This is a genomic window from Amycolatopsis sp. PSD-21, from assembly GCF_055561455.1.
In genome coordinates this window covers 3,672,765-3,698,036 of the sequence record NZ_CM145712.1, presented here as the reverse complement: position 1 = coordinate 3,698,036, position 25,272 = coordinate 3,672,765, and the positions used below count along the sequence as shown (strand labels likewise).

The 25,272-nt window shown below is 70.5% G+C and carries 15 protein-coding genes; 6 read left to right on the top strand and 9 right to left on the bottom strand.

All coding sequences use genetic code 11. The features are described from left to right. The first annotated feature begins 20 nt into the window (after positions 1-20). The 3 genes from ACZ1DY_RS17480 to ACZ1DY_RS17470 all read left to right on the top strand — a co-directional run bounded on the left by ACZ1DY_RS17480 (position 21) and on the right by ACZ1DY_RS17470 (position 9,575). Positions 21-1,463 (top strand): glycosyltransferase family 39 protein, encoded by a 1,443-nt coding sequence (locus ACZ1DY_RS17480; RefSeq protein WP_465484970.1) that lies wholly within the window; start codon positions 21-23, stop codon positions 1,461-1,463. A 149-nt stretch (positions 1,464-1,612) separates the two neighbouring features. After that, entirely contained in the window at positions 1,613-2,761 is a 1,149-nt protein-coding gene (locus ACZ1DY_RS17475; RefSeq protein WP_465485677.1) for an HNH endonuclease signature motif containing protein, read from the top strand. Positions 2,762-4,085: 1,324 nt separating this feature from the next. After that, positions 4,086-9,575, top strand: a complete 5,490-nt coding sequence (locus tag ACZ1DY_RS17470) for an ATP-binding protein (protein WP_465484969.1) — start codon at positions 4,086-4,088, stop codon at positions 9,573-9,575. Between the two features lie 83 nt (positions 9,576-9,658). Here the strand turns inward: ACZ1DY_RS17470 and ACZ1DY_RS17465 are convergent, their stop codons facing one another. The 6 genes from ACZ1DY_RS17465 to ACZ1DY_RS17440 form a co-directional block, all read right to left on the bottom strand. Then, positions 9,659-10,198 carry a bifunctional nuclease family protein gene (locus tag ACZ1DY_RS17465; RefSeq protein ID WP_257487591.1) on the bottom strand — a complete coding sequence of 180 codons (540 nt, stop codon included), beginning with the start codon at positions 10,196-10,198 and terminating at the stop codon, positions 9,659-9,661. Positions 10,199-10,221: 23 nt separating this feature from the next. Continuing rightward, positions 10,222-11,979, bottom strand: a complete 1,758-nt coding sequence (gene ctaD / locus ACZ1DY_RS17460; protein WP_371878890.1) for an aa3-type cytochrome oxidase subunit I — start codon at positions 11,977-11,979, stop codon at positions 10,222-10,224. A gap of 81 nt (positions 11,980-12,060) precedes the next feature. Next, positions 12,061-13,203 carry a glycosyltransferase gene (locus ACZ1DY_RS17455; RefSeq protein WP_465484968.1) on the bottom strand — a complete coding sequence of 381 codons (1,143 nt, stop codon included), beginning with the start codon at positions 13,201-13,203 and terminating at the stop codon, positions 12,061-12,063. 25 nt (positions 13,204-13,228) lie between these two features. After that, complete coding sequence (locus ACZ1DY_RS17450; RefSeq protein WP_465484967.1) at positions 13,229-16,060, bottom strand: acyltransferase domain-containing protein; 2,832 nt, start codon at positions 16,058-16,060, stop codon at positions 13,229-13,231. 3 nt (positions 16,061-16,063) lie between these two features. Next, a complete protein-coding gene (locus ACZ1DY_RS17445) occupies positions 16,064-17,719 on the bottom strand; it encodes an SDR family oxidoreductase (protein ID WP_465484966.1) in 1,656 nt (551 codons plus the stop codon). Between the two features lie 529 nt (positions 17,720-18,248). Next, positions 18,249-19,154, bottom strand: a complete 906-nt coding sequence (locus tag ACZ1DY_RS17440; RefSeq protein WP_126735861.1) for a LysR family transcriptional regulator — start codon at positions 19,152-19,154, stop codon at positions 18,249-18,251. A 71-nt stretch (positions 19,155-19,225) separates the two neighbouring features. Between ACZ1DY_RS17440 and ACZ1DY_RS17435 the strand changes: the two genes are divergently transcribed. Then, entirely contained in the window at positions 19,226-20,215 is a 990-nt protein-coding gene (locus tag ACZ1DY_RS17435; protein WP_257487596.1) for a YeiH family protein, read from the top strand. Here the strand turns inward: ACZ1DY_RS17435 and ACZ1DY_RS17430 are convergent. After that, a complete protein-coding gene (locus ACZ1DY_RS17430; protein ID WP_465484965.1) occupies positions 20,193-21,368 on the bottom strand; it encodes an MFS transporter in 1,176 nt (391 codons plus the stop codon). The genes ACZ1DY_RS17435 and ACZ1DY_RS17430 overlap by 23 nt on opposite strands. 56 nt (positions 21,369-21,424) lie before the next feature. After that, positions 21,425-22,321, bottom strand: a complete 897-nt coding sequence (locus ACZ1DY_RS17425) for a DMT family transporter (protein WP_126735858.1) — start codon at positions 22,319-22,321, stop codon at positions 21,425-21,427. Here ACZ1DY_RS17425 and ACZ1DY_RS17420 point away from each other — a divergent pair. Continuing rightward, positions 22,320-23,744: an aminotransferase-like domain-containing protein gene (locus ACZ1DY_RS17420; RefSeq protein ID WP_126735857.1), complete on the top strand. Its 1,425-nt coding sequence runs from the start codon at positions 22,320-22,322 to the stop codon at positions 23,742-23,744. The genes ACZ1DY_RS17425 and ACZ1DY_RS17420 overlap by 2 nt on opposite strands. 37 nt (positions 23,745-23,781) lie before the next feature. Beyond that, positions 23,782-24,480, top strand: coding sequence for a Crp/Fnr family transcriptional regulator (locus ACZ1DY_RS17415; RefSeq protein ID WP_126735856.1), 699 nt, complete (start codon positions 23,782-23,784; stop codon positions 24,478-24,480). Here ACZ1DY_RS17415 and ACZ1DY_RS17410 read toward each other — a convergent pair. Then, positions 24,452-25,012 (bottom strand): hypothetical protein, encoded by a 561-nt coding sequence (locus tag ACZ1DY_RS17410; protein ID WP_465484964.1) that lies wholly within the window; start codon positions 25,010-25,012, stop codon positions 24,452-24,454. The genes ACZ1DY_RS17415 and ACZ1DY_RS17410 overlap by 29 nt on opposite strands. Positions 25,013-25,272 lie beyond the last annotated feature (260 nt).

Sequence of the window (25,272 nt, the reverse complement as noted above, 5' to 3'; positions counted from 1 at the left end):
GCGTCGTCTGGGGAGGCGCGATGGAGCGATTCGCTCGGGGTCCGGTCGGTCTGGTGGTCGCGATCCAGATCCTGGTGCTGACCCTGTTGTCCGGCCGGTACGGCTTCCATCGCGACGAGCTGTACTTCCTCGCCGCGGGGAAACGGCTCGACTGGGGTTATGTCGATCAGCCTTCGCTGACACCCTTGCTCGCGCGGATATCCACCGACGTCTTCGGTGCCACGCCCGCGGGTCTGCGCGTGGTCGCGACGTTGTGCGCCGCCGCGACGGTGATCCTGCTGGCGCTGGTCGCGCGCGAGTTCGGTGGTGGGCGCGGCGCGCAGGTCCTCACCGCCGCGATGACCGCGCTGGCGGCGTTCGTCGTGGTCGACGGGCACATGCTCTCGACCGCGACCGTCGACATGCTGGTCTGGAGCGCGCTGGGCCTGGTGACCCTGCGCCTGTTCCGCACCGGCGACGGACGATGGTGGCTCGCGGTCGGCGCCGTCGTCGGCATCGGACTGGAGGGCAAGTGGCTCGTCCTGCTGATGGTCGCCTCGATCGGCCTGGCGGTACTCGCCGCCGGCCCGCGGACGGTGTTCCGCACCGGCTGGCTCCCCGCCGGGATCCTGCTCGCGCTTCTCCTGGCGGCACCGGGGCTGATCTGGCAGGCGGCGCACGATTTCCCTTTGCTGACCGTGGCTTCCGGGATCAGCGAGGACGACGGCGCAGAGAACCGGATCCTGTTCGTGCCGATGCAGTTGCTCTATCTCTCCCCCGTGGCGGTGCCGGTCTGGATCGCCGGCGGACTCAGGCTGTGGCGTGATCCTGCCCTGCGCTGGGCCCGCTCACTGGCGCTGGCCTATCCGGTGCTGTGCGTGATTTTGCTGGCACTGGGCGGAAAACCGTACTATTCGGCGCCGTTCCTGTTGCTGCTCGCGGCCGCCGGCGCCGACCCCTGCCTGCGCTGGCTCGACCGGACCTGGCGCCGCGCCCTGGCTGTCTTCCTGGCTCTCGTGGGCGCGGCCGTGTCGCTCGTCGTCGGACTGCCATTGCTGCCGGAGCCCGCGCTGGCGCCGGTCCTGGCGGTGAACAAGGAGCAAGGCGAGCAGGTGGGGTGGCCGGAGCTGGCTTCTTCAGTCACCCGGGTTTGGGAGCGGATCCCGGCGGAGCAGCGCTCGACCGCGGTGATCTTCACGCGGAATTACGGGCAGGCGGGGGCTTTGGAGCACTACGGGCTTCCCTCGGTGTACTCGGGGCATATGTCCTATGCGGACTGGGGCCCTCCTCCGGCTGACGCTGTCGGCCCGGTGGTCGTCGTGGGGCCGTATCTTCCGGCGTGGTTCACCGGATGTCGCGAGGCGGCCGTGCACGACAACGGGCTCGGAGTGGAGAACGAGGAGCAAGGAGTGCGGATTTCCTTGTGTGCGGGGACTTCGCGGCCTTGGCCTGCGTTGTGGGGCGAATTGCGGCACTACTACTGATCGGATACCTGTTGCTATGTAAGGGAATTGGTCGTTTTGTCGGTGGTCGGTTGTAGCTTCGGTGTGTGGATACACGCAACGCCATTGTGGCGGTACTCAAGGAAATCACGTCGGCTGATGTTTTGAAGGAGGTCAATGGCGCGTTGGATATGTTGGAGGACGGCGATGCTGTTGCTGCTGCGGTGGCTGCGTCTGAGGGGATCGCGCGGTTGGAGGCGGTGCGGTTCCGGGCGTTGGCGCAGTTGAGTCGTCACCGTGGCGGTGCTGGCGGTGTGGTGCAGGAGGTTGCGCTGGGGTTGTCTGTTGTGGACGGTCACGCGGCTGGGCTGGTGTCGACGGCGGAGGCGTTGACCACGCGGCTTCCGTGCACGCTGGGGTTGCTGGATCGGGGCAAGGTGGGTGGCTATGGGGCGATGAAGGTCGCTGCCGCGACTGCGTGGCTGTCCGATGACGATGCGCGTGCGGTGGACGCGGTCTTGGAGGATCGGTTGCCGGGGCGGAATTCCGAGCAGGTTCGGAAGGCGGCGAATCACGCGGCGATGATGGCCGACCGCGAGGGCGCCGCCCGGCGTGCGGAGCGGCATCGTGCCGGGCGCCGGTTGTCGATCCGCCACGGCGAGGCTGGGGTGGCGTCGATCGAGGTCGAGGACGGGCCGGTGGAGAAGGTCGCCGCTGCCTACACCCGGATCGATCGTGAAGCACGGGCTCTCAAGACCGGTGGGGAGACTCGCACTCTGGATCAGCTGCGTGCGGATGTGGCCCTTGATCTGTTGCTGGGTGGGCAGGGTGGGAGTGAACGGTCCGAGGTGTTCCTGTACATGGATTTGAACACCTATCTCGGGCTGAACGATGATCCCGCCGAGCTCGCCGGGCACGGGCATATTCCGGCTGCCCTGGCCCGGCACATCGCCACCGGGCCCGATACCGTCCTGCGGCGGATCGTCACCGACCCCCTCTCCGGGCAGGTGCTGGATCTGGGTCGTGACCGGTATCGGCCCACCGCGGGGTTGGGGGAGTTCGTGCGGGTGCGGGACCGGGAATGCCGAAGACCCGGCTGCCACCGCGTCGCTCAGGCTTGCGATCTTGACCATGCGGTGCCGTGGCAGCACGGCGGCCACACCAGCCATACCGAGCTGATCGATCTGTGCCGCCGGGACCACCGGTTGAAGGATGAACCTGGCTGGGTCTACCGACTCGACGCCGACGGCACCCTCACCATCACCACACCCACCGGACAGAGGTACGACAGCACACCGCCGCCACTGCACGAACCTCGTGCCGAGGAACCACCGTTCTGAACCCTCGCCGGAAAACGGCCACGGTTGCCCGGGGCTGATTTCGTTGCCGGAATCCGGCCACGAAGCCAGGGACGGTGTGCCGGGCGCTAGCGCCTCGCGACTGCGATCCGGCTAACGTTCGCCACCACGAGTTGTGCAATCGACGCCGGTCTCGGGCCGTCGCCGAAAAACGGCCACGGTGCCGAGGTTTGGTTTCGTTGCCGGAATTCGGCGACAGAGCCAAGGACGGTGCACCCTGTGATGGCCTCTCGCGGCTTGTGGGCGCGCCCGTTGTACAGCTAGCGTCCGCCGCCCCTTGCCGCGTGACCAGGCCTGGGACCATTGCCGGAATCCGGCCACGGAACCAGAGGCGGCGCACCACGTGATGGCGTCTCATTTGCTACGCCCGCAATATGGCTATCGTCCGCGCCCCTCAGGCCGTCGCCAGAAAACGACCACGTTGCCCGGGTTGGGATCGTTGCCGGAATCCGGCGACAGAGCCAGAGTCGATACACCACGCGGTGACGTCTCGCCGCCTGTGGCTGTACCCGCGGTACATGCTGCCGAAAACCAACCACGCCGCCCAGCCCTGGGATCATTGCCAGAATCCGGCCACGGAACCAAAGATCGCGCACACCACGTAATGGCGCCCCATGGCTACGCCCGCAATATGGCTATCGTCCGCGTCCTGAGACCGTCGCCGGAAAACGACCACGTCGCCCAGTCTTGGGACCATCGCCGGAATCCGGCGACAGGGCCAGAGTCGGTGCACCATACGGTGACGTCTCGCAGCCTGTGGCTGTGCCCGCGATACAGCAGCTTCCGTCGCCGAAAAACGGCCACGGTCTGAAAACCATTGCCAGAATCCGGCCAAAGACCGAAGCACCACTCGATGACGTCTCACCCCACACAGCCAGCCTCAGCCCGTCGCCGAAAGGCGACCACGCCCCCGAGCACCGCACCCCAGAAGCTCACCAACGCCGCCACACCCCGACCAAGCGCCCCCAAGAGCCAACCCCGGCACCCCGCTCACCGAAACCGACCCCAAAGCCCAGCCACGACCCACCGGAACATCCCCGATGAAACCGGCGTGAACACCGGATGACACCTCGCCGACCCGGCTACCAAGCCCGACCCCCAGTTGTCCACTTCATCACGTCATCAGCCCCCTCTACTAGGTGTTCCAGGACACTTTTTGGCGGGTTCCTACAACACCCGGCCCTCGGCATGCGCCACCGACGACATTCTCGTACCGGCCGGTAAGAGGCAGGCTGTTGGCAGGAACAGAAGACTGCCCCGCGCGTGATCCGGCGGGGCGGTGTCGCGCACTTGGGAGGCTCAGTCGGTGTTCAGTCGTGTCGCCATCGTCAACCGCGGAGAAGCCGCGATGCGGCTCATCCACGCCGTCCGCGAGCTCTCGGCGGAGACCGGACGGCGGATCGAGACCGTCGCGCTCTTCACGGACGCGGACCGGTCGGCGACGTTCGTGCGGGAAGCCGACATCAGCTACAACCTCGGCCCCGCGTCGGCGCGTCCGTATCTGGATTTCGCCGTGCTGGAGCGGGCGTTGACCGAGACCGGGACCGACGCGGCCTGGGTCGGCTGGGGGTTCGTGGCCGAGGATCCGGCCTTCGCCGAGCTGTGTGAGCGGCTGGGCGTCACCTTCATCGGCCCGAGCGCGGACGCCATGCGCAAGCTCGGCGACAAGATCGGCGCGAAGCTGATCGCCGAGGAGGTCGGCGTCCCGGTCGCCCCGTGGAGCCGCGGCGCCGTCGCGGACCTCGACGCCGCCATCAAGGCCGCCGACGAGATCGGCTACCCGCTGATGCTCAAGGCGACCGCGGGCGGCGGTGGCCGCGGTATCCGCGTCATCACCTCCGCCGACGAACTCGAGGACGCCTACGAGCGCACCAGCCTGGAGGCCGAGCGCGCCTTCGGCAGCGGCGTCGTCTTCCTGGAGCGCCTGGTCACCGGCGCCCGGCACGTCGAGGTCCAGGTCATCGCCGACGGCCAGGGCACCGCGTGGGCGCTCGGCGTCCGCGACTGTTCGGTGCAGCGCCGCAACCAGAAGATCATCGAGGAGTCCGCCTCCCCGGTGCTGGCACCCGAGCAGGCCGACGAGCTGAAGCGGTCCGCCGAGCGGCTCGCGCTCGCGGTCGGCTACCGCGGCGCCGGCACGGTCGAGTTCCTCTACCACCCCGGCGACAAGCTGTTCGCGTTCCTCGAGGTCAACACCCGCCTTCAGGTCGAGCACCCGATCACCGAGCTGACCACCGGCATGGACCTGGTCAAGGCCCAGCTGCACGTCGCTTCCGGCGGCAAGCTCGAAGGCGTCCAGCCCGCCGAATTCGGGCACGCCGTCGAGGCGCGCCTCAACGCCGAGGACCCGGACCGCGATTTCGCGCCGTCGCCCGGCCGCATCGCGCGCCTGGACCTGCCCGCCGGCCCCGGTATCCGGGTCGACACGGGAGTCAGCGAGGGCGACACGATCCCCGCCGACTTCGACTCGATGATCGCGAAGATCATCGCCTACGGCCGCGACCGCGACGAGGCGCTCGGCCGTCTGCGCCGCGCGATGGCCCAGACCACGGTCATCATCGAGGGCGGCGCGACCAACAAGAGCTTCGTCCTCGACCTGCTCGACCAGCCCGAGGTGATCGACGGCAGCGCCGACACCGGCTGGATCGACCGCGTCCGCGGCGAAGGCAAGCTCGTCACGCACCGCCACTCGGCGATCGCGCTCGCCGCCGCCGCGATCGAGGCGTACGAGGACGAGGAAGCCGTCGAACGCCAACGGCTTCTCTCCACCGCGCACGGCGGCCGCCCGCAGGTCCAGCACGAGAGCGGCCGTCCGCTGGACCTCAAACTGCGCGGCGCCGCGTACCGCGTGAGCGTCGCCAGGATCGGCCACCGCCGGTTCCGCGTCGGTGTCTCGGCGGGCGGCGGCGAAATCCACCCCGCCGACGTCGAGGTCGACCGGTTCGACGAGCACACCGGCCAGATCACCGTCAACGGCACCCGGTTCCGCCTGGTCACCGGCACGCACGGGCCGATCCACCTGGTCGAGGTCGACGGCGTCACCCACCGGATCAGCCGGGACGAGGGCGGCGTCGTCCGCTCGCCGGCGCCCGCGCTCGTCGTCGCGACCCCGCTGGAGGTAGGCGCGGAGGTCGAAGCAGGCGCGCCCGTGCTGGTGCTGGAAAGCATGAAGATGGAGACGGTGCTCCGTGCACCGTTCCGCGCGAAGCTGCGCGAGTGCGTCGTCTCGGTCGGCAGCCAGGTCGAGACCGGCGCTCCCCTGCTGCGGCTCGAGCCGCTGGCGGAGGAAGGCGCCGAGGTCGCCGAAGACACCGGCAGTGTCGAGATCGAACTGCCCGCGGAACCGGACGACACCTCGGCCGCGCAGCGGGTCACCCGCGGCCAGCAGGATCTGCGCAGTCTTCTGCTCGGCTTCGACGTGGACCCGCACGACGAGCGCCGCACGCTCAGCACGTACCTCGCCGCCCGCGCCGAGCTGGAGGGCAACGGCGACCGCCCGCTGGAGGGCGAGGTCGAGCTGCTGACCGTGTTCGCGGACCTCTCCGAGCTGATGCGCAACAAGCCGGCGCGCGAAGACACCAAGACCGACACCCGGGTGCACAGCTCCCGCGAGTTCTTCCACACCTATCTGCAGAGCCTCGACGTCGAGCGTGCCGGGCTGTCGGAGTCGTTCCAGAACAAGCTCAAGAAGGTGCTGTCGCACTACGGCATCGAAGACCTGGAGCGCACGCCGGAACTGGAAGAGGCGGTCTTCCGCATCTTCCTCGCCCAGCAGCGGACCTCGTCCGACGTCGCGGTCGTCACCGCGCTGCTGCGGCAGTGGCTCACCGAGCCGCAGCCGTTCGAGTCGATGCGCGAGCCGGCGGGCAAGGCGCTGGAGGCGCTCATCGCCGCCACGCAGCTCCGGTTCCCGGTGGTCGGCGACCTGGCGCGCAGCGTCGTGTTCCGCTGGTTCGCCCAGCCGCTGCTCCGCCGCACCCGCGCCGAGGTGTACAGCGAGGTCCGCAAGCATCTGCGGCACCTCGACCTGCACCCGGATTCGCCGGACCGCGCCGAGCGGATCGCGAGCATGCTGGCCAGCGCGCAGCCGCTGGTCCGCCTGCTCGGGCAGCGGATCGGCCGCCCCGGCACCGATCACACCCCGCTGCTGGAAGTGCTGAGCCGCCGCTACTACGGCAACCGCGCGCTCACCGGTGTCCAGCAGGTCACCGTCGGCGGCTGCACCTTCGTCACCGGTGACTACACCGACGACGACGAGCGGTTCCACATGGCCACCACCGCCGTCGACCGCGCCGGGCTCCCCGGGGCGATCAAGGCGGTCGCCGATCTCGCCGCGAAGCTGCCCGCCGACACCGACGTCGAGGCGGACCTCTACCTGACCTGGGACGACGAGTCCGCCGACGACGACACGATGGCGGCCGGGCTGCGCGAGGTCCTCACGGCCGAGTCGCTGCCGAGCCGTATCCGGCGGATCACCACCACCGTCGCCGGGCACGGCGGCGCGGTGATGCACCACCACTTCACCTTCCGCCCGTCCTCGACCGGGTTCAGCGAAGAGCGGCTGATCCGCGGCCTCCACCCGCTGATCGCCCAGCGGATGCAGTTGCAGCGCCTGGCGAACTTCGACCTCACCCGGCTGCCGTCGGGCGACGAGGACGTCTACCTGTTCAAGTGCGTCTCGCCGATGAACCCGTCGGACCAGCGGCTGGTCGCGCTCGCCCAGGTCCGCGACCTGACCCCGTTGCGGGACAACGACGGCAAGCTGCTGGCCCTGCCCGCGGTCGAAGGGACGCTGGCGGGCTGCCTCGACGCGATCCGCGAGGTGCAGGCGAAGCTTCCGCCGCGGAAACGCTTCGACACCAACCGGATCATGCTGTACGTGTGGCCGACCAGCGAGCTCACCGGCGAGGAGCTGGACACCGTCGCCCAGCGTGTGCAGCCGTCCACGGCGGGCGCGGGCCTCGAAGAGGTCCAGTTCCTCGGCAGGCAGCGTGACCGCGCGACCGGTGAGGTCAAAGAGGTCGCCGTGCGGATCGGTTACGACGTCAGCGGCGGCGTGCAGATGTCGCTGTCCGAGCCCACCACCGAGCCGATCCTGCCGCTCGACGACTACCGCCAGAACGTCCTGCGCGCCCGTCGCCGCGACACGGTGTACCCGTACGAGCTGACCGAGATGCTCGGCTCGTTCACCGAGTACGACATGGACGACACGAACACCCTCGTCCCGGTCGACCGGAAGAAGGGCCGCAACAAGGCGGCGATCGTCGCCGGCGTGGTCACCACGCCGACCGAACGGCACCCGGAGGGTGTCAAGCGCGTCGTGCTGCTCGGCGACCCGACGAAGGCGCTCGGCGCGCTCTCGGAGCCGGAATGCTCCCGGGTGATCGCGGCGCTGGACCTCGCCGAGCGGCTGCGGGTCCCGCTGGAGTGGTACGCGCTCTCGGCGGGTGCCCGGATCTCGATGGAGTCCGGTACCGAGAACATGGACTGGGTCGCGGCCGCCCTGAAGCGGATCGTGCACTTCACCCAGAACGGCGGCGAGATCAACATCGTCGTCGCCGGGATCAACGTCGGCGCCCAGCCGTACTGGAACGCCGAAGCGACGATGCTCATGCACACCAAGGGAATCCTGGTGATGACGCCGGATTCCGCGATGGTGCTGACCGGCAAGCAGTCGCTCGACTTCTCCGGTGGCGTCTCGGCGGAGGACAACTTCGGCATCGGCGGCTACGACCGCGTGATGGGCCCGAACGGCCAGGCGCAGTACTGGGCGCCGAACCTCGCCGCCGCGCGTGACGTGCTGATGTCGCACTACGACCACACCTACGTGGCGCCGGGCGAGCCCGGCCCCCGCAAGGCGGTCACGAACGACCCGATCGACCGGGACATCTCGTCGTTCCCGCACGCGGCCGTCGACAGCGACTTCACCACGGTTGGCCAGATCTTTTCGCGAGAGGCCAACCCGGACCGCAAGAAGCCGTTCGACATCCGCACCGTGATGCGCGCGCTGTCGGACCAGGACCACCCGGTGCTGGAGCGCTGGCCGGGTATGGCGGACGCGGAGACCGCGGCCGTGCAGGACGTGCACCTCGGCGGGCGGCCGGTCTGCCTGCTCGGGATCGAGTCGCGTTCGGTGCCGCGCCGCGGCTTCCCGCCCACCGACGGCCCGGACACCTACACCGCGGGCACGCTGTTCCCGCGGTCGTCGAAGAAGGCGGCACGGGCGATCAACGCGGCCAGCGGCAACCGGCCGCTGGTGGTGCTCGCGAACCTGTCCGGCTTCGACGGTTCGCCGGAGTCGATGCGGAAGCTCCAGCTGGAGTACGGCGCGGAGATCGGCAGGGCGATCGTCAACTTCGAGGGCCCGATCGTGTTCACCGTGATCTCGCGGTACCACGGCGGCGCGTTCGTGGTCTTCTCGAAGGCGCTGAACCCGAACATGACGGTGCTGGCGCTGGAAGGCTCGTTCGCCTCGGTGCTCGGCGGCGCGCCCGCCGCGGCGGTCGTGTTCGCGGGTGAGGTCAACGCGCGGACGGCGGCGGATCCGCGGGTGCGGTCGCTCAACGAGAAGCTCAGCGGGGCGACCGGTGCCGAACGCGCCGCGCTGGCGGCGGAACTGGCGGAACTCCAGTCGTCGGTGCGGTCGGAGAAGCTGGGCGCGGTCGCGGCCGAGTTCGACGGCGTGCACAGCATCGAGCGGGCGGTGAAGGTCGGTTCGGTGGACGCGATCATCAGCGCCGCCGAGATGCGGCCGCGCATCATCGAGGCGATCGAGCAGGGCTTGGCGAAGCAGTAGCGGCCGCCCCTCCGGAATGTCAGGAAAGGGCCGTTCAGGACGAAAAGTGTCCTGAACGGCCCTTTCCTGACATCCGGGGCAGGCTAGCGCGGTGGATCGGGCGGCAGGTCCCCGAAGTCCTCCGGCGCGATCTTGTCCAGCGCCTCCCGGAACTCCTCGACCGCCCGTTCCTGCGCGACCGGATCCGACGGCACCGCGGGCAGTTCCGCGTCCGGCCCGGAACCGACGATCTCTACCCGCACGGAAGCGACCTCCAGTACCGCGTCGGCCACCTCGATGCCGACGCCGGCGCGCAAGCCGATGGCGACCGCGTCGCTCGGCCGCGCCGAGACGCGGATACCGGAATCGAGCACCAGGTCGGCGAAGAAGATGCCGTCCCGCAGCGCGGTGACCTGCACCCCGGTGACCCGGTGCCCGAACGACTCGACCACCTGGCCGATCAGTTCGATCGTGCCCGGGCGCGGCAGCCGGATCTGCTCCTGCGCGAGCGCCACCGCGCTCGCTTCGGGGCCGCCGATCGTGATCGCCAGCCAGCGGCGTTCGCCCTCCCGCTCCCGCAGCAACATCACCGGTGCCGCTTCCGGGGCCAGGACTGCCATCCCTTCGACATCCATGGGGATCATGCGCGGTACCTCATTCCCTCGGGTCAGGCGGTGTCGTCGTCCTTCAATGCCTTGTCCGCCACCACTTCCGACGGGGTGGCCTGGTCACGGCGCTGGAACGGGGTCGTATGCCCCTCGGCGCGCAGCCTGGGGATCATGTGGGGGTAGTGGAGTTCGAACGCCGGGCGTTCGGACCGGATCCTCGGGAGATCGAGGAAGTTGTGCCGGGGTGGCGGACAGGTCGTCGCCCATTCCAGGGAATTCCCATGTCCCCACGGGTCGTCCACTTCGACGACCTCCCCGAACCGGTAGCTGCGGACGACGTTCCACAGGAACGGCAGCACCGAAGCGCCGAGCAGGAAGGAGCCGATCGTGGAGATCGTGTGCAGCAAGGTGAAACCGTCGGTGCTCAGGTAGTCGGCGTAGCGGCGCGGCATTCCTTCGTTGCCGAGCCAGTGCTGCACGAGGAACGTCGTGTGGAAGCCGATGAACGTGGTCCAGAAATGGAGCTTCGCGAGCCGCTCGTCGAGCATCCGCCCGGTCATCTTGGGGAACCAGAAGTAGATCCCGGCGAAGGTGGCGAACACGATGGTGCCGAACAGCACGTAGTGGAAGTGCGCCACCACGAAATAGCTGTCGTGGATGTGGAAGTCCAGCGGCGGCGCGGCCAGGATGATCCCGGTCAGCCCGCCGAGCAGGAATGTCACCATGAACCCGATCGACCACAGCATCGGCGACTCGAAGGTGAGCTGTCCCTTCCACATGGTGCCGATCCAGTTGAAGAACTTGATCCCGGTCGGCACCGCGATGAGGAAGGTCATGATGGAGAAGAACGGCAACAGCACCGCGCCGGTGGCGAACATGTGGTGCGCCCACACGGCGAAGGACAGCGCGGTGATCGCGATCGTCGCGAACACCATGAGCTTGTAGCCGAAGAGCGGTTTCCGGCTGAACACCGGGACGATCTCGGTGATGATGCCGAAATACGGCAACGCGACGATGTACACCTCGGGATGGCCGAAGAACCAGAACAGGTGCTGGAACAGGATCGCCCCGCCGTTGGCCGGATCGAACACGTGCGCGCCGAGGCGCCGGTCGGCCATCAGCCCGAACAGGGCCGCGGTGAGGATCGGGAAGACCGCCAGGATCAGGATCGTGGTGAACAGGATGTTCCAGGTGAACAGCGGCAACCGCCACATGGTCATCCCTGGCGCGCGCAGGCAGAGGATCGTGGTGACCATGTTGACCGCGCCGAGGATCGTCCCGAGCCCGGAGACGATCAGGCCCATGATCACCAGGTCGGCGCCGACGCCCGGGGTGTGCGCGGCGTTGGACAGCGGCGTGTACATCGTCCACCCGAAGTCGGGCGCCCCGCTCGGCGTGAGGAACGCGCTGAGCGTCATCAGCCCGCCGAAGAGATACAGCCAGTAGGAGAACGCGTTCAGCCGCGGGAAGGCCACGTCCGGTGACCCGATCTGCAGCGGCAGGATGTAGTTGGCGAAGGCGAAGAGGTTCGGTGTCGCGTACAGCAGCAGCATGATGAGGCCGTGCATGGTGAACAGCTGGTTGTACTGCTCCTGCGAGAGGAACTGCATCCCCGGCCTGCCCAGTTCACCGCGCATCAGCAGCGCCATGAACCCGCCGATGAGGAAGAACGCGAACGAGGTGCTCAGGTAGAGCACACCGATCGTCTTATGGTCGGTGGTGCGGACGACGTTGAGGAACACGCTGCCCTTGGGCGCCCGGCGCCGCCCGCCGAAACGGACGGCCTCCGGGCGGGGCGAGGTCTTCACCGCGGTCATGGCGACTCCCAGCACGAGGACGCACCTTCTGAAGGCTGGTACCCCTCCAGGAGAGTCCCTACACGCGGGCTTTTCAAGAGGCTAGCCGAGTAGCGTCTCCAGGTGATCCGCCGCGGCGGCGGCCCCGCCCGCCGAACGGAACGAGGCACCCACCTCTTCCGCGGCCGACCGGTACCCCGGATCGTCCAGCACCCTGGTCACTGCGGCCGCGATCCGGTCCGGTTTCGCGCGGCCGGACCGCAGCCGGACGCCGGCGCCCGCGTCGACGACCTGCCCGGCGACGATCGGCTGGTCGTCCCGGATCGGCGCGACCACGAGCGGCACCCCGTGCCACAGGCTTTCACAGACGGTGTCGTGCCCGCCGTGGCAGACGACGGCGTCCACGTGTGCCAGAAGAGCCATCTGGGGCACGTGGGGCACCACGAGCACCTTGTCCCCCACCGGCCCCACGGCGCCGCCGGGGTCGGCGACGACGGTCCGGATCCCGCCGATCCGGGAGAGCCCGCGTGCCGCCGCGCGGAGGAAGTCACCCGCGGTGCCGGCGTCGGTGGTCCCCAGGGTGACGAACACGGTCGGCACCGCCGGGTCGAGCCGGTCCCATGGGAAGTCGCAGGTGGGCGCTCGGCCACCGATGGCCGGGCCGACCAGCCGGACCTGGTGCGGCAGCGTGGCCGGGCCGAGCAGTTCGCGGGTGGTGAAGGCGAGCACGCCGTGCGGGGACATCCTCGGGTCGGCGGGGCCGCCGTCGATCCGCGTGCGCAGCGCGTCGAGCAACCCGTCGAGCCGGGCCGCCGCCTTCGGCATCCCGGCCAGGGGATCGACGAGTTCCGCGGACGTCGTCGCGGAGGTGACCCACGGCAGGCCGAGCCCGTCGGCGACGAGGCCGCCCGCGACGGCCTGCCGGTCGGCGACCACGACCTGCGGGCGGAACCGGCCGATCGCGGCGCGGACGCCGGGCGCCATCGCCTCGGCCAGCGGGATCAGGACCTCCTCCCATCGGAGCCGGTACGCCGCCAGTGCCTTCAGGTTCGCGTCGCGTTCGGGCGGGCGGCGCGGGACGGCGCACGGGAACACGTGGGCGCCGTCGCCGGCGAGCCGCCGGATGATCTCCGGCCGTCCCGCCCAGGCGACCTGGTGGCCGCGCGCGGTGAGGGCGGCCGTGACCCCGGCCGCGGGGTTCACGTGCCCGGTCAGCGGCGGCGTGACGAAGAGGAATCTGCCCACTCAGGCCGCCGTTTCGCACGGGTGTTCAGTGGTCATCGTTCTCCGTCCAAGCCACGACGTAATCCTTCGCCGGGGTGGTGATCGTGGTGTGCCACACCGGATACCGGGTACCGTTCACCGCGACGGTGAGCCGCCCGTCGTCCACGCCGACGACGGTGAAACCGTGCGGGCCGGTGCGGAGCCGTTTCGCGACGGCCTCCTTCGCGGCCCGGAATCTGGTGAACCACAAGGCTTCCGGTTCGCCGAGCAGGGCACGTTCCGCCACACCGAGGGCGGCGGCGACCGTGCTCTCGGGCCGGTCTTCGACGGCTTCGACGTCGATCCCGCACGGCCCTCGGCGGGCGATGGCGACGCCGAGCGCGTCCTGGTGGGCGATCGAGACGGTGAGCTCGGGCAGCGTCCTTCCGTAGGCGCCCGAAACTTCCGGCGCTCCCGAGGAGTCGTTGCCGACACGGAGCTCGGCGGGGAAGATGTCGCCCGCACCGTCCGTCCACAAGAGACGGCGGACGGCGTCCTTCGCCGCGATGCGGCCGAGCAGCCAGCCCCGTCTCCGGGGCGGCGGCTGGTCGGCGTAGGCCTGTCTTTCCTCACCGGCCAGCACGTTCCGCATGATCAGCTCGCGCGTCGCCAGATCCGGCCACTGCTCGCGGACCAGCGCCCAGCCGCCGGGCCGTTCTTCCGACAGCGTGGCGCGTTCGGGCCGCCGGTCCATCGCCCGGATCACCGGATTGCTGTCGAAGCGGCGATCGCGCCAGCCCTCGATCTCGGCCCAGACCCGGCCGCCGCCGCGGATCAGCTGGACGTCGGCTTCGAGTTCCGCGTCGGTCACCGACACGACGTGGACGACGCAGTCGACCCGGTCGCCGGGTAACGGATGCTCGCCGTAGAACCGGATCCGCCGCATCCCCACCGGGAACACCGTGGTGCGGGCGGGCAGCCGCGACATGATCCAGTACCCGAGCAGCTGCCCGGCGTTGTCCAGCAGCGCCCCCGGCGCCTCCGGGGTCCGCAGCACGCCGCGCACGTGCCGGTCCCCCACCGCGACCAGTTCCTCGACGCCCTGGAACCTCGGCCCGTGGAACATCCAGCGATCGGTGTACAGCTGCTCGGCGCGCAGGTCCGGGGTCCGTTCCCGCTCGGCCGGGAAGGTCCAGGCCCCGGGTGGATCGGCCGGGAACCCGGCGTCCAGGTCGATGACGGCCCTGGAGTAGTCGCCCAGGGACACACCGACCCGGGAAGCGCCTTGCGGCACCACGGTCACCGGGACGTCCAGCGCGGGGATCGCGGCGATCCACTGGTTCAGCCGGACCTCCTCCAGCGCGACCGCGCGCCTGCCCGGCGCGGCCTGTCCGGCGAAGTCCACCAGGTGCCCGATCACCGTCGTGGCGGGCACGACCGGCCACGAGTCGGCGGGATCCGCGCCGGGCGGCTGCTTGAAGAAGCAGTGGTCGAGCAGATACGGCATCGTCTCGACGGAGACGCGGAGTTCGGTGCGCAACGGCCGCGCCCGAGGCGCCGGCCTGGCGGCGAACAGTCCGGCCGCCAGGCCGGCGGTGTCGGCCGGCAACCCGGAGAATCCGGCTGCCAGCGGGTTCCGTTGCCCGATCGGGTCCACAGTGGACGAATTGGCCCCCGGCGGCCGGAAGCCGCGCCGGACACGCTCGTCGAGCGACACCAGCGCGCCGCCGAGATCCAACCGGATCGTCCTGCCGCGCTTCACGCCGCCTTGGCCCGGCAGGAGTTCGAACGCCGGATCGGCACCGTCGGCCCACAGCCCCGTCACCACCCGCAGCAGTTGCGGGAGCCCGGGCCGGTGCGCGGAATGCGCGGCGACGACGAGATGTTCGCGGTCGTGCAGGGTGTTCCCGATCAGCGATCCGAGCTGTCCGGCGCCCGTCTGCACGAACGCGCGGAAGCCCGCCGCGTACATGTTCTCGACGAGGGCACGGAACCGTACCGGCTCCAGCAGATGCCGCACGAACAGTTCCCGCACTTCGGCGTCCGAGGACGGGTAGTGCCGCCCTGTCGTGGCCGACCAGACGGGAGGTTTCGCCGGGTGCGACGTACAGCGCTCGGCCGCCTCGCGGATCGGGCCGAGATACGGCTCGATCATCGGGGTGTGGAAACCGGGCCGGCACGGCAGCACCTGCGAGATCACGCCGTCGGCGCGGAATTCGCACACGAATTCCCCGACGGCCTCCGCCGGCCCGCAGATCAGCGACTGGTTCGGCGCGTCGTCGTGCGAAAGGACCACTTCGGACTGTCCTTCGAGGACTTCGAGAACCGCCGACGACGAAGCGCCGATCACCGCGAAGGCCAGCCCTGGCACCTTGAGCGCGCCGGGATCGAAGCCCGCCAGGAACGAGTCGGCCTCCGCGCCGGAGTGGATCCCGGCGACGGCCATGGCGGTCCACTCCCCCAGGCTGTGCCCGGCGAGCGCGTCCGGGGTCACGCGCAGGCCGCGTAGCGCCTCGTCGAGAAGCCTGCCCAGCTGGAACACGCCCTTACCGTGCCTGCCGGCGTCGATGCCGAAATGCCGGGCGACGTCCTCGGCGTGCGGCTCGAACTCGTTCTCCAGCCCGGGGAAGACGAACGCGAGCTTACCGCCGCCCGCGCCGAGCAGCGGTTCCGGAACGAACCAGAGATCGTTGCGCCCGCGCCAGGGTCTGCCCTTCGCGACCACCTTCCTGGCCAGGTTCAGCCGTTTGGGCGTCGGGTCGACGAGACCGAGCCGGACCCGGCCGCGGCCGGTGTCGCTCTCGGCCAGGACGTCGTCGTGATCGAGCAGGCAGCCCATCTCGGCGACGGTCGGCGCCGAGAGCCGCAGGACCCGTTCGGGCTCGGAGACCTCGGACACCGGTCACCACCCCGACGCGGTGTAGGTGACGGCCGTGAGGCCCTTGTCGCCCCACGCCAGTTCGCGCAGCAGGCTCAACGTGCCTTCCCCGGGGTCGATCCCGCGCCGGCCGGTGGCCGCCCACGGTCCCCAGTGGACGGTGAGCCCGCGCCGTCCGTACACAGTGGACCAACGGTGCCCCAGCGCCTCCAGCGCGTCGTTCGCGGCCGCATAGTCGGCCTGACCCCGGGTCCCCAATGCCGCGGCGACACTGCCGAACAGGACGGCGAACTTCGGCGGCTCCGGCAGCTCACCCACCGCCGCGAGCAAGGTGCTCGCCCCTTCGACCTTGGCGGCGAAGACGCGGTCGAACGACGCCGGGTCCTTCTCCGCGATCAGCTCGTCCTCGACGACGCCCGCCGCGTAGACGATGCCGTCGAGCCGTCCGTGTTCGGCGTGGATCTCCTTGACCGCGCGGTGCACGACTTCCGCGTCGAGGACGTCCACCGAGTGGTAGCGCACCGGGCTGCCGAGATCGCCGATCCGCCGCAGCGTCCCGCGGACCTCGCGTTCGGCCTCGATGAGCCGGAGTGTCCGCTCGATCTCGGCCGGTTCGGTCAGCCCGCTACCGATCAGGGCCGCCCGCAGGTCTTCCGTCGTCGTGGCGGTGGCGATCACCGGTTCCTCACCGTCGATGGGCACGGCGGTGCGGCCGAACAGTTCGAGGTGACAGCGCGACGCCGAGGCGAGTGTGGTGGCCAGCCGGGCGGTGATGCCGTTGGCGCCGCCGACGAGGAGGACGACCGAATCGGCGTCCAGGCCCAGCGCCTCGGCTTCCGCCGTCCCGTCACCCGCCGCGCCCGTGCTGCCGAGGCCTTCCTCCGTCAGCCGCAGGCCGCGCCGCGCGCCGTCGCGGCGGACGACGACCGGCTCCCAGTCCCCGGCCGACAACTCCGCGAGCAGGGTCTCCACCTGTTCGTCCACAGTGGATTCCGGATGCTGCTCCACCACCCGGGCGACCGTGTCCGGGTACTCCTTCGCCACCGTCCGGAAGAAGCCGCGGGCACCGTCGGCGGGCCCGTTCGCGATGAGCCAGCGCGGCCCGCCCGCCAGAACCGCCTGATAGAGCGCGAAGTCGTCGGGGAACGACGGGGACAGGTGGAACACGCCGTCCGCGCCATGCCGCGGCACGGCCTGGACCAGCTCGGTTTCGGCGCCGTACCCGGCGAGCCGGGCGGTGAGCATCTCGGCGACCTGACCTTCGCCGACGACGGCGAAACGGAGCCCGGCCAGTTCCTCGTCGACGGGGACGGCGTCGGCGAGGTCGAATTCCCGCATCAGGTAGCGCTTCGGCGGCGCCACGACGGCGCCGGACTCCTCGGCCCGTTCGATCGAGTCGGCTTCCAGGGCGAGATCCGGCTCGGGAGGGGCGACGGGCGCGGGTGGCCGGACGCCGGGACCGGCGCCGAGGTAGCCGAGCAGGACGTCCCGTTGCGCGGCGATCATCTCGCGGCCGGTGCGGAGGAACTCCGAGATGAGCGCCTCACCGCCGTCGGTGCCGGGCCGGGAAGTCACGATCGCCTCCGTGGGGATTCGCTGGGGTGGGTGCGGGGTGCGGACGAGGTGACCGTCGCCGGTCCAGCCCGCCTTCTTCGGCGGTCGCGAGGACAGCGCGTCCACGCACGGGCCGGTACGGCCGCCGCCTTCGAGCCTGACCGTCCGGTATGGACGGTCGCCGAGCACGGCAACGACGAGCCGGGTGAGGACCAGTCCGCCGTACCGGTCAGCGTCGAGGCATCGGCGCCGGGAAACGACTTACCCACGGGAAGCCTCCGGCACACGGAAGAGTGACTTGGTCACCGGGCGTACTTAAACGCAGGCGAGGCCTTACGTCAATACTCGACAGTAGGGTTTCCGGTCACAGGAACCGGATGGCGGAACGCCGACCTGCGAAACGCGAAGAACGTCGCGGAAATTTAGCGTTCCGGATACACCGGAGGCCTCCGTGCGACCCGGTTTTCCCACAGTGGCAACGAAGAACGGCCGATACGCCATCCGGAGCTGTTACCCGGAGTCCACCATTCCGCTTTCATCGGACCACCGGGAATGGTGGTCCGTACCTATTTCCGGAAATCGACGGCGATTCGTCCTATCGTCGGTAGCACGCCGATGACGGATTCGGTATCACGCGAAGAGAACGTGAAAGGACTCAGCGGGCTTTCGCATTCCGGACCGCGATGCTCAGCAGTTCCGCGGCCGGACCGGCGAGCCGCCGCCCGGCGGGCCACACCGCGCGCAGTTCCCGGCCGAAATCGACGCCGTCCACCGGGACCGGGACGAGCCTGCCTTCGGCGACGTCCCGGACGATGGCGAGTTCACTGATCACCGCCGGACCGGCGCCCGCGATCACGGCGTTGCCGACCGCGGAGGCGGACCCCAGTTCCAGCAACGGTTTCGCCGGGCCGACACCGGCCTTGCGCAACGCGGCGTCCACGGTCTCCCTGGTCCCGGAACCCGGTTCGCGGACCACGAGCGGCGTGATCGCCAGTTCGGCCGCGGTCACGGGCCGGCGCTTGCGCGTCCACGGATGACCCGCGGGCACGACGAGGACCAGGTGGTCGGTGGCCACCCGCCGGGACGAAAGGCCGGGCAGCGAACCGGGCGACTCGACGAACCCGAGGTCGACCTTGCCCTCCCGCGCCAGCTCGGCGGCCTGGTCGGAGTTGGTGACCTCCAGCCCGAGATAGAGCCCGGGGTCGCCGCGTTTGAGCTCGCCGATCCAGCCCGGCACCAGATACTCGGCCAAGGTCATGCTCGCGGCGACCCGCAGATGCGCCTCGTGCTGGGTGCGCAGGGCTTCGGCGCCGTCGAGCAGACCGTCGAGTTCGGACAGGACGCGGTGCGCCCAGCCGGCGATGACCCGGCCGTCGGGGGTGAGCGCGGAACCGCGCCGCGTACGGTCGACCAGCACCAGCCCCAGCCTTCGCTCGACTGTGGACAGTCGTTTGCTCGCCGACGGCTGCGCGATCCCGAGGCTGGCCGCGGCCTGCCCGATACTGCCGAGCTCGTCCACGAGCACCAGCAGGCGCAGGGAGTCCAGATCGGGTGCGGTCATAGCCCAAGTGTATGACCTACCCCTCGTAGTCCCGGCTACCGCGGTCGCTCCATCAGGGCGAGGCTCGAACCATGAGCACCACGCACGCGAGACCGACGAAGCCCTACCTGACCGCCTTCGCGATCACCGGCGCCGGAGTGGCCGCCGCGTACCTGGTCGGCACCGCTTTCCCGGTCATCAGCGCGCTCACCATCGCCGTCGTGCTCGGTATCGTCGCCGGCTCGCTGCCTTCGCTGTCCGACGCGACCCGGAAGGCCATCGCCGGAATCACCAAGAAGCTGCTTCGCGCCGGTGTCGTGCTGCTCGGTCTGCAACTCTCGCTCCCGGCCGTCCTGGCGCTGGGCCCCGGGACGCTGATCGCCGTCGTGCTCACCGTCGGGATCACGTTCCTCGGCACGATCGGTCTCGGCAGGCTCCTCGGCGTCCCCCGCGGCCTCGGGATCCTGGTCGCGACCGGGTTCTCGATCTGCGGCGCGTCGGCCATCGCCGCCATGGAAGGTGTCGTGAAACGCGAGGACTCGGACGTCGCGACCGCGGTCGCCCTGGTCACCTTCTACGGCGGGCTCGCCATCGCCGCGGTCCCGCTGATCGGCGGCTGGCTGCGGCTCGACGCGGCCCGGATCGGCGAATGGGCGGGCCTCAGCGTGCACGAGGTCGCGCAGGTCGTCGCCGCGGCCACCCCCGCCGGAAGCGCCGCCATCGCGGTCGCCATCGTGATCAAGCTCAGCCGCGTGGTCCTGCTGGCCCCGATGGTCGCCGCGGTCGGCGTGCACGAACGGCACCGGCCCGCCGACGGCAAGCGGCCGCCGCTGGTCCCGCTGTTCGTGCTCGGTTTCCTGGCCATGGCCGCCCTGCGCAGCACCGGGATCGTGCCGGGTTTCGCGCTCGACGTCGCGAAGATCGCCTGCACCCTGCTGCTGGCCGGGGCACTGTTCGGGCTGGGCTGCGCGGTCCGGATCGGCAAACTCGTCCGCACCGGCGGCCGTGCCCTGCTGCTCGGCCTGCTCTCGACCCTGCTGGTCGGGACCACCGCGCTGGTCACACTGACCGTGCTCGGCTGAGGACGACGGCCGCGAGCAGCGCGACCACGCCTCCGGTGACCATCACGGCCGGGACGGAGACCGCGTCGACGACCAGCCCGCCGAGCAGCGCGCCCGCGGAAAGCGTCGCTTGGAACGACGACGTGAACAGCACCGACGCCGCTTCGGGCGCCTGCGGAGCCGCTCTGGCGAACCACGTTCCCGAGCAGACGGGGACGGCGCCGTAGGCGAAACCCCACACCACCAGCAGCGCGAGCGCGCCCGCTTTCGTGTCGCCGAAAAACGGCAACGCGCACGTCACGGCGCCGATCAGACCCGCCGCGGCGAGGAACGTCAGCCGGAGGTCACGGGCGATCGCCGCGCCCGCGACGAAGTTGCCGGCGATCCCGGCGGTGCCGTAGACGAATAGGAAGACGGTGATCAGTTCCGGGCTCACCTGCGTCACCTGGCGCAGGAGCGGCGTGACGTAGGTGTAGGTACCGAAATGGGCGAGCACGACCAGCACCGTGACGAGCAGGCCGAGCCGGGTCGCCCGCTGGCGGGTCATCCCGCGCAGGACACCGAGCCGGGTCGCGTCCGCCGACGGCAGCGGAGGTAACGCGAGCGCCAGCACGGCGAGGACACCGACCGTGAAGACGGCCATCACGGCGAAAGCCGCCCGCCAGCCGAAAAGCTCGCCGAGGAACGTTCCCGCCGGCACCCCGAGAACCGAGCCGAGCGGGACCGCGGAGAAGATCACCGCGGTAGCCCTGCCCGCCTGCCGGGGGCCGACGAGCCGCTCGGCGAGGCCGGAGCCGATCGCCCAGAAGGCGCCGATCACCAGCCCGACCAGCACTCGCGAGACCAGCATCGCCCAGTAGGCCGGCGCGGTCGCCGCGAGGACGTCGGCCGAGGCCAGCACCACCATCAGCGCGCACAGCAGGACCCGGCGATCCAGCCGTCCGGCGGCGACGGTGACGGCCGGGGCCGCGAGCGCGGCGAGGAAGCCCGGCAGGGTCATGGTCAGGCCCGCCGTCCCCGGCGTGATCCGGAAGTCCGCGCCGATCGGGGTCAGGAGGCCGATCGGCAGGATCTCCGTGGTGACGAGGGAGAAGATCCCGAGCGTCACCGCGAGGACGGCGAGCCATCCCTTCAGCGGGGTCCGCGCGGAGGTGTCGAGGGTCGAAGCGGTCATGTGCTTCAGCCCATCACCACGCGGGCACCGCGGTCTGGCGGATTCGCGACGTCGATCTAGCTACGCGACCTCTGGGTCACGACGATGCAGGCGACGACGATCAGCGCGGTCACCGGCGCGGCGGCCGGAAGATGCTCGCCGAGCAGCAGGACCGCCCAGACCAGGGTGAGCAGCGGCTGGGCGAGCTGCAGCTGGCTCGCCCGCGCGACCCCGATCTCGGCCATCCCCCGGTACCAGGCGAAAAAACCGCCGAACTGCGAAATGAGCGCGACGTACAGCAGGCCGACGATCCCCTCGCCGGTGATGTGCAGCGGTTCGGTCGCGAGCCCGAAGACGGCGAACGCGCCGGTCACCGGCAGCGCCATCACCAGCGCCCACGCGATCACGTGCCAGCCGGCCATCTCCCTGGCCAGCCTGCCGCCCTCGGCGTACCCGAACGCGCACAGCACGAGCGCGCCGAACAGGAACAGGTCCGCTGTGGACAGTCCACCGCCGCTCTGCGCGACGGTGAACACGACGACGGCGCTCGCGCCGACCGCCGCGGCCAGCCAGAACCGGCGGGACGGCCGGTTCCCGGTCAGCTTCGAGGAGATGACGGCGGTGGCCAGCGGCAGCAGCCCGATCACCACCGCGGAATGCGCGGTCGACGACGTCGTCAGCGCGAGCGTGGTGAGGATCGGGAACGCGAGGACACAGCCGAGGGAGACCACGGCCAGGCCCCGCCACTGGTCGCGCCTCGGCAACGGGACCCGGAAGACACGCAGACAGGTGCCGGCGACCAGCGCGGCCAGGACGCTGCGCAGCCCGGTGGCGGTCCACGGGTCGAAACCCTTGAGCGCCCACACGGTGGCGGGGAACGTGAACGAGAAGGCGAGGACACCCAGCGCCGCCAGCGCGGTCCCGGAGCGGACCGCTACTGCCCGGTCCGCGATAGCGCTATCATCCAGTCTCATGTCCGATGGTAGCAGCGTCACCAGCCTGGTCATACAGCTGCGATCCACTTTGGAGCGCTATCCGATCGACGGAAAGCTCCCGTCGAGCCGGGAGCTGGTCCGGGAGCTGAAGGTGAGCCCGGTGACGGTGTCGCGCGCCATCGCCGCGCTGGCCGCCGAAGGCCTGGTGATCACCCGGCCCGGTGCCGGTGTCTTCCGCGCCCCGCCGCCCCGCGAGGTGGCGGTGACCGGCGACGTGTCGTGGCAGGAGGTGGCGCTGAGCTCGCAGTCCGGCACCCGCGCGATCGACGCGAGCGGCGTGCTCACCGCGCTGAGCGATCCACCTTCGGGCGTCATCGACCTCAACGGCGGCTACACGCATCCGAGCCTCCAGCCGGAACGCGAACTCGCCGCGGCGTCGGCCCGCGCCGGACGCCGCCCCGGCGCGTGGACACGGCCGCCGATCTGCGGCCTGCCCGAACTGCGGGCCTGGTTCGCCCGCGACATCGGCAGCCCGGTGAACGTCGAGAACGTGCTGGTCACCTCGGGCGGGCAGAGCGCGCTGACCACGGCGTTGCGCGCGCTCGGCGCTCCCGGCGCGCCGGTGCTGGTGGAATCCCCGACCTATCCGGGGATGCTCGCCATCGCGCGGGCGTCGGGGCTGCGGCCGGTCCCGGTGCCGATCGACCGCGACGGCGTCCGGCCCGAGCTGCTCGCCGACGCCTTCCGCGACACGGGCGCCCGGCTGTTCGTCTGCCAGCCCGCGTTCCAGAACCCGACCGGCGCGGTGCTGTGCGCCGAACGCCGCGCCGAGGTCCTGCGGATCGCGCGTGACGCGGGCGCTTTCGTCATCGAGGACGATTTCGCCCGGCTGATGGCGCATCCCGGCAGCCCGGCTCCCCCGCCGCCGCTCGTGGCCGACGACCCCGACGGCGTCGTGGTGCACATCCGCTCGCTCACGAAACCGGCGTCACCGAGCCTGCGGATCAGCGCGCTGGCCGCGCGCGGACCGGCGCTGGAACGACTGCGCGGGCTCCACGCCGTCGAGAGCTTCTTCGTGCCGCGCCCGCTGCAGGAGACCGCGCTCGAACTGGTGAGTTCTCCCGCTTGGGGCCGCCACCTGCGAACCCTCGCTTCCTCGTTGCGGGAACGCCGCGACGTCGCCGTCTCGGCGCTGCGGGAGTTCCTGCCGACCTGGACGGCCGTGCCGGTCCCGACCGGGGGTTACCACCTGTGGCAGCCGCTCCCCGGTTTCGTCGACGAAGTAGCGCTGACCAGCGCCGCTTTCCGTGCCGGAGTAGCGGTCACCCCCGGCAGGATGTACTTCGCGGCCGAGGCTCCGGGACCTTATCTGCGCCTGAGCTACGTGAGCGCCGCGACCGGCGCGCAGCTACGCGAGGGCGTCCAGCGCCTTTCCCAGGCGTACCAGGAGATCCCCGGCTGACGTCTCGTACGATCGCGCACGGAGGCGACGAAAAGGCATGACACAGCCGGCGGCGGCGCCGCACGATCCACCCGGCAGGCTCTGGGAGCTGCTCGACGACGGCCAGCGCAAGGCGCTGCGTGCCGGGGCCGAACTGCGCCGGTACCCGGCGGGCACGGTGATCATCCGCGAAGGTGACCGGTCGGACTGGGTGCTGATCCTGATGACCGGGCGGGTCAAGATCACCTCGGTGTCCACCGGCGGCTACGACGCCGTGCTGGCCGTCCGCGATCCGGGCGACATCATCGGCGAGATGGCGTCGATGGACGGCAGCCTGCGCTCGGCCACGGCGATCGCCGTCGAGCCGGTCACCGGCCTGTGGCTGTCCTCGCGCGCGTTCAACGCCGTGCTCCGCGAGCATCCCGGCATCTCCGTGGTCCTGCTCCGGATCATCACCTCCCGGCTGCGCTACGCGAACTCGCGCCGCACCGAATTCGGCGACAGCACCGCCGCCGAACGCATCGCGGCGATCCTGGTCGACCTGGCCGAGCGGTACGGCGTGCCCGTCGCCGACGGCACCCTGATCGCCCTGCGGATCAGCCAGCGCGACCTGGCCGGGCTCGCGTCCGCGTCGCGGGAGGCCGTCGCGCGGACCCTGCGGACCCTGCGTGCCGACGGGCTGCTCAGCACCGGCCGCCAGCGGCTGGTCGTGCGGAGCGTGAACGACCTCAGGCAGCTGGCACCCGACGACCGCTGAGCCGCCATGGCAGGCCGAAGTGCCGTGCCACGCGCGCTCCGGTGGCCAGGAACAATTTCCGCACGCGTGGCTCGTTCTCCGGATCGAAGTCCGGTGTGGACTCGATCAGCCTCGCGAGTTCGCGGACGAGCTCGGCCGCGGCCTTCCCCGGCACCAGCAGCACCCGCACCGGCGCGAGGCTGCGCACCGCGGGTGGTGGCGCGATGAGGTCGACCCGGGTACGGACCAGGCCGGTCAGCCTCAGCAGGCGGAGAACGACGCCCGTCACCGCCCACGCCACCAGTTCCGCCACGAGGACGGGCGACAGGATCAGCGCCACCCCGGCGGCCTGCCCGACGGCGATCCCCAGCATCAGCCAGTCCCCGACGTCCAGGCGCTCTTCCCGCGTGGACCGGCCGCGGTGCCGGGTGAACGACACTTCGCGGTAGCGCTCGCTTTCGGTGACGATCGCGAGCGGGCGGATCCGGCGCAACCAGGGCGCGAACCGGCGCACGATCAGCCACTCCCCGCCTTCGGCATCGGTCACTCGCATCGCGTTCCCCCTCGTCGGTGTGCGGTACTCCGACGACGCGCCGGCCGATGCCGTTCCCCCGGGCCGGCAACCGCCGGTGGGTCCCGCCACCGGCCGGACCCACCGGCGCCACGACGCGAACCGGTGATCGGCCGCCCCTCACCCGCTCCGGATCGATCACCGTCATCGGCCCTCCCTTCCGATCTCGCGCCGTGTCCGGCGGGAACGAGCCTGGCAGGGATCATCGCGTCGTTCTGTGTCACCTGACACAAAGCGCGAAA

What these genes read in the sequence shown, in the direction of transcription:
- ACZ1DY_RS17480 (WP_465484970.1), top strand. Translation starts at nt 21, where the DNA reads ATGGAGCGATTCGCTCGGGGTCCGGTCGGTCTGGTGGTCGCGATCCAG.
- ACZ1DY_RS17475 (WP_465485677.1), top strand. Translation starts at nt 1,613, where the DNA reads ATGTTGGAGGACGGCGATGCTGTTGCTGCTGCGGTGGCTGCGTCTGAG.
- ACZ1DY_RS17465 (WP_257487591.1), bottom strand. Translation starts at nt 10,198, where the DNA reads ATGATCCCCATGGATGTCGAAGGGATGGCAGTCCTGGCCCCGGAAGCG.
- ctaD (WP_371878890.1), bottom strand. Translation starts at nt 11,979, where the DNA reads ATGACCGCGGTGAAGACCTCGCCCCGCCCGGAGGCCGTCCGTTTCGGC.
- ACZ1DY_RS17440 (WP_126735861.1), bottom strand. Translation starts at nt 19,154, where the DNA reads ATGACCGCACCCGATCTGGACTCCCTGCGCCTGCTGGTGCTCGTGGAC.
- ACZ1DY_RS17435 (WP_257487596.1), top strand. Translation starts at nt 19,226, where the DNA reads ATGAGCACCACGCACGCGAGACCGACGAAGCCCTACCTGACCGCCTTC.
- ACZ1DY_RS17430 (WP_465484965.1), bottom strand. Translation starts at nt 21,368, where the DNA reads ATGACCGCTTCGACCCTCGACACCTCCGCGCGGACCCCGCTGAAGGGA.
- ACZ1DY_RS17420 (WP_126735857.1), top strand. Translation starts at nt 22,320, where the DNA reads ATGTCCGATGGTAGCAGCGTCACCAGCCTGGTCATACAGCTGCGATCC.
- ACZ1DY_RS17425 (WP_126735858.1), bottom strand. Translation starts at nt 22,321, where the DNA reads ATGAGACTGGATGATAGCGCTATCGCGGACCGGGCAGTAGCGGTCCGC.
- ACZ1DY_RS17415 (WP_126735856.1), top strand. Translation starts at nt 23,782, where the DNA reads ATGACACAGCCGGCGGCGGCGCCGCACGATCCACCCGGCAGGCTCTGG.
- ACZ1DY_RS17410 (WP_465484964.1), bottom strand. Translation starts at nt 25,012, where the DNA reads ATGCGAGTGACCGATGCCGAAGGCGGGGAGTGGCTGATCGTGCGCCGG.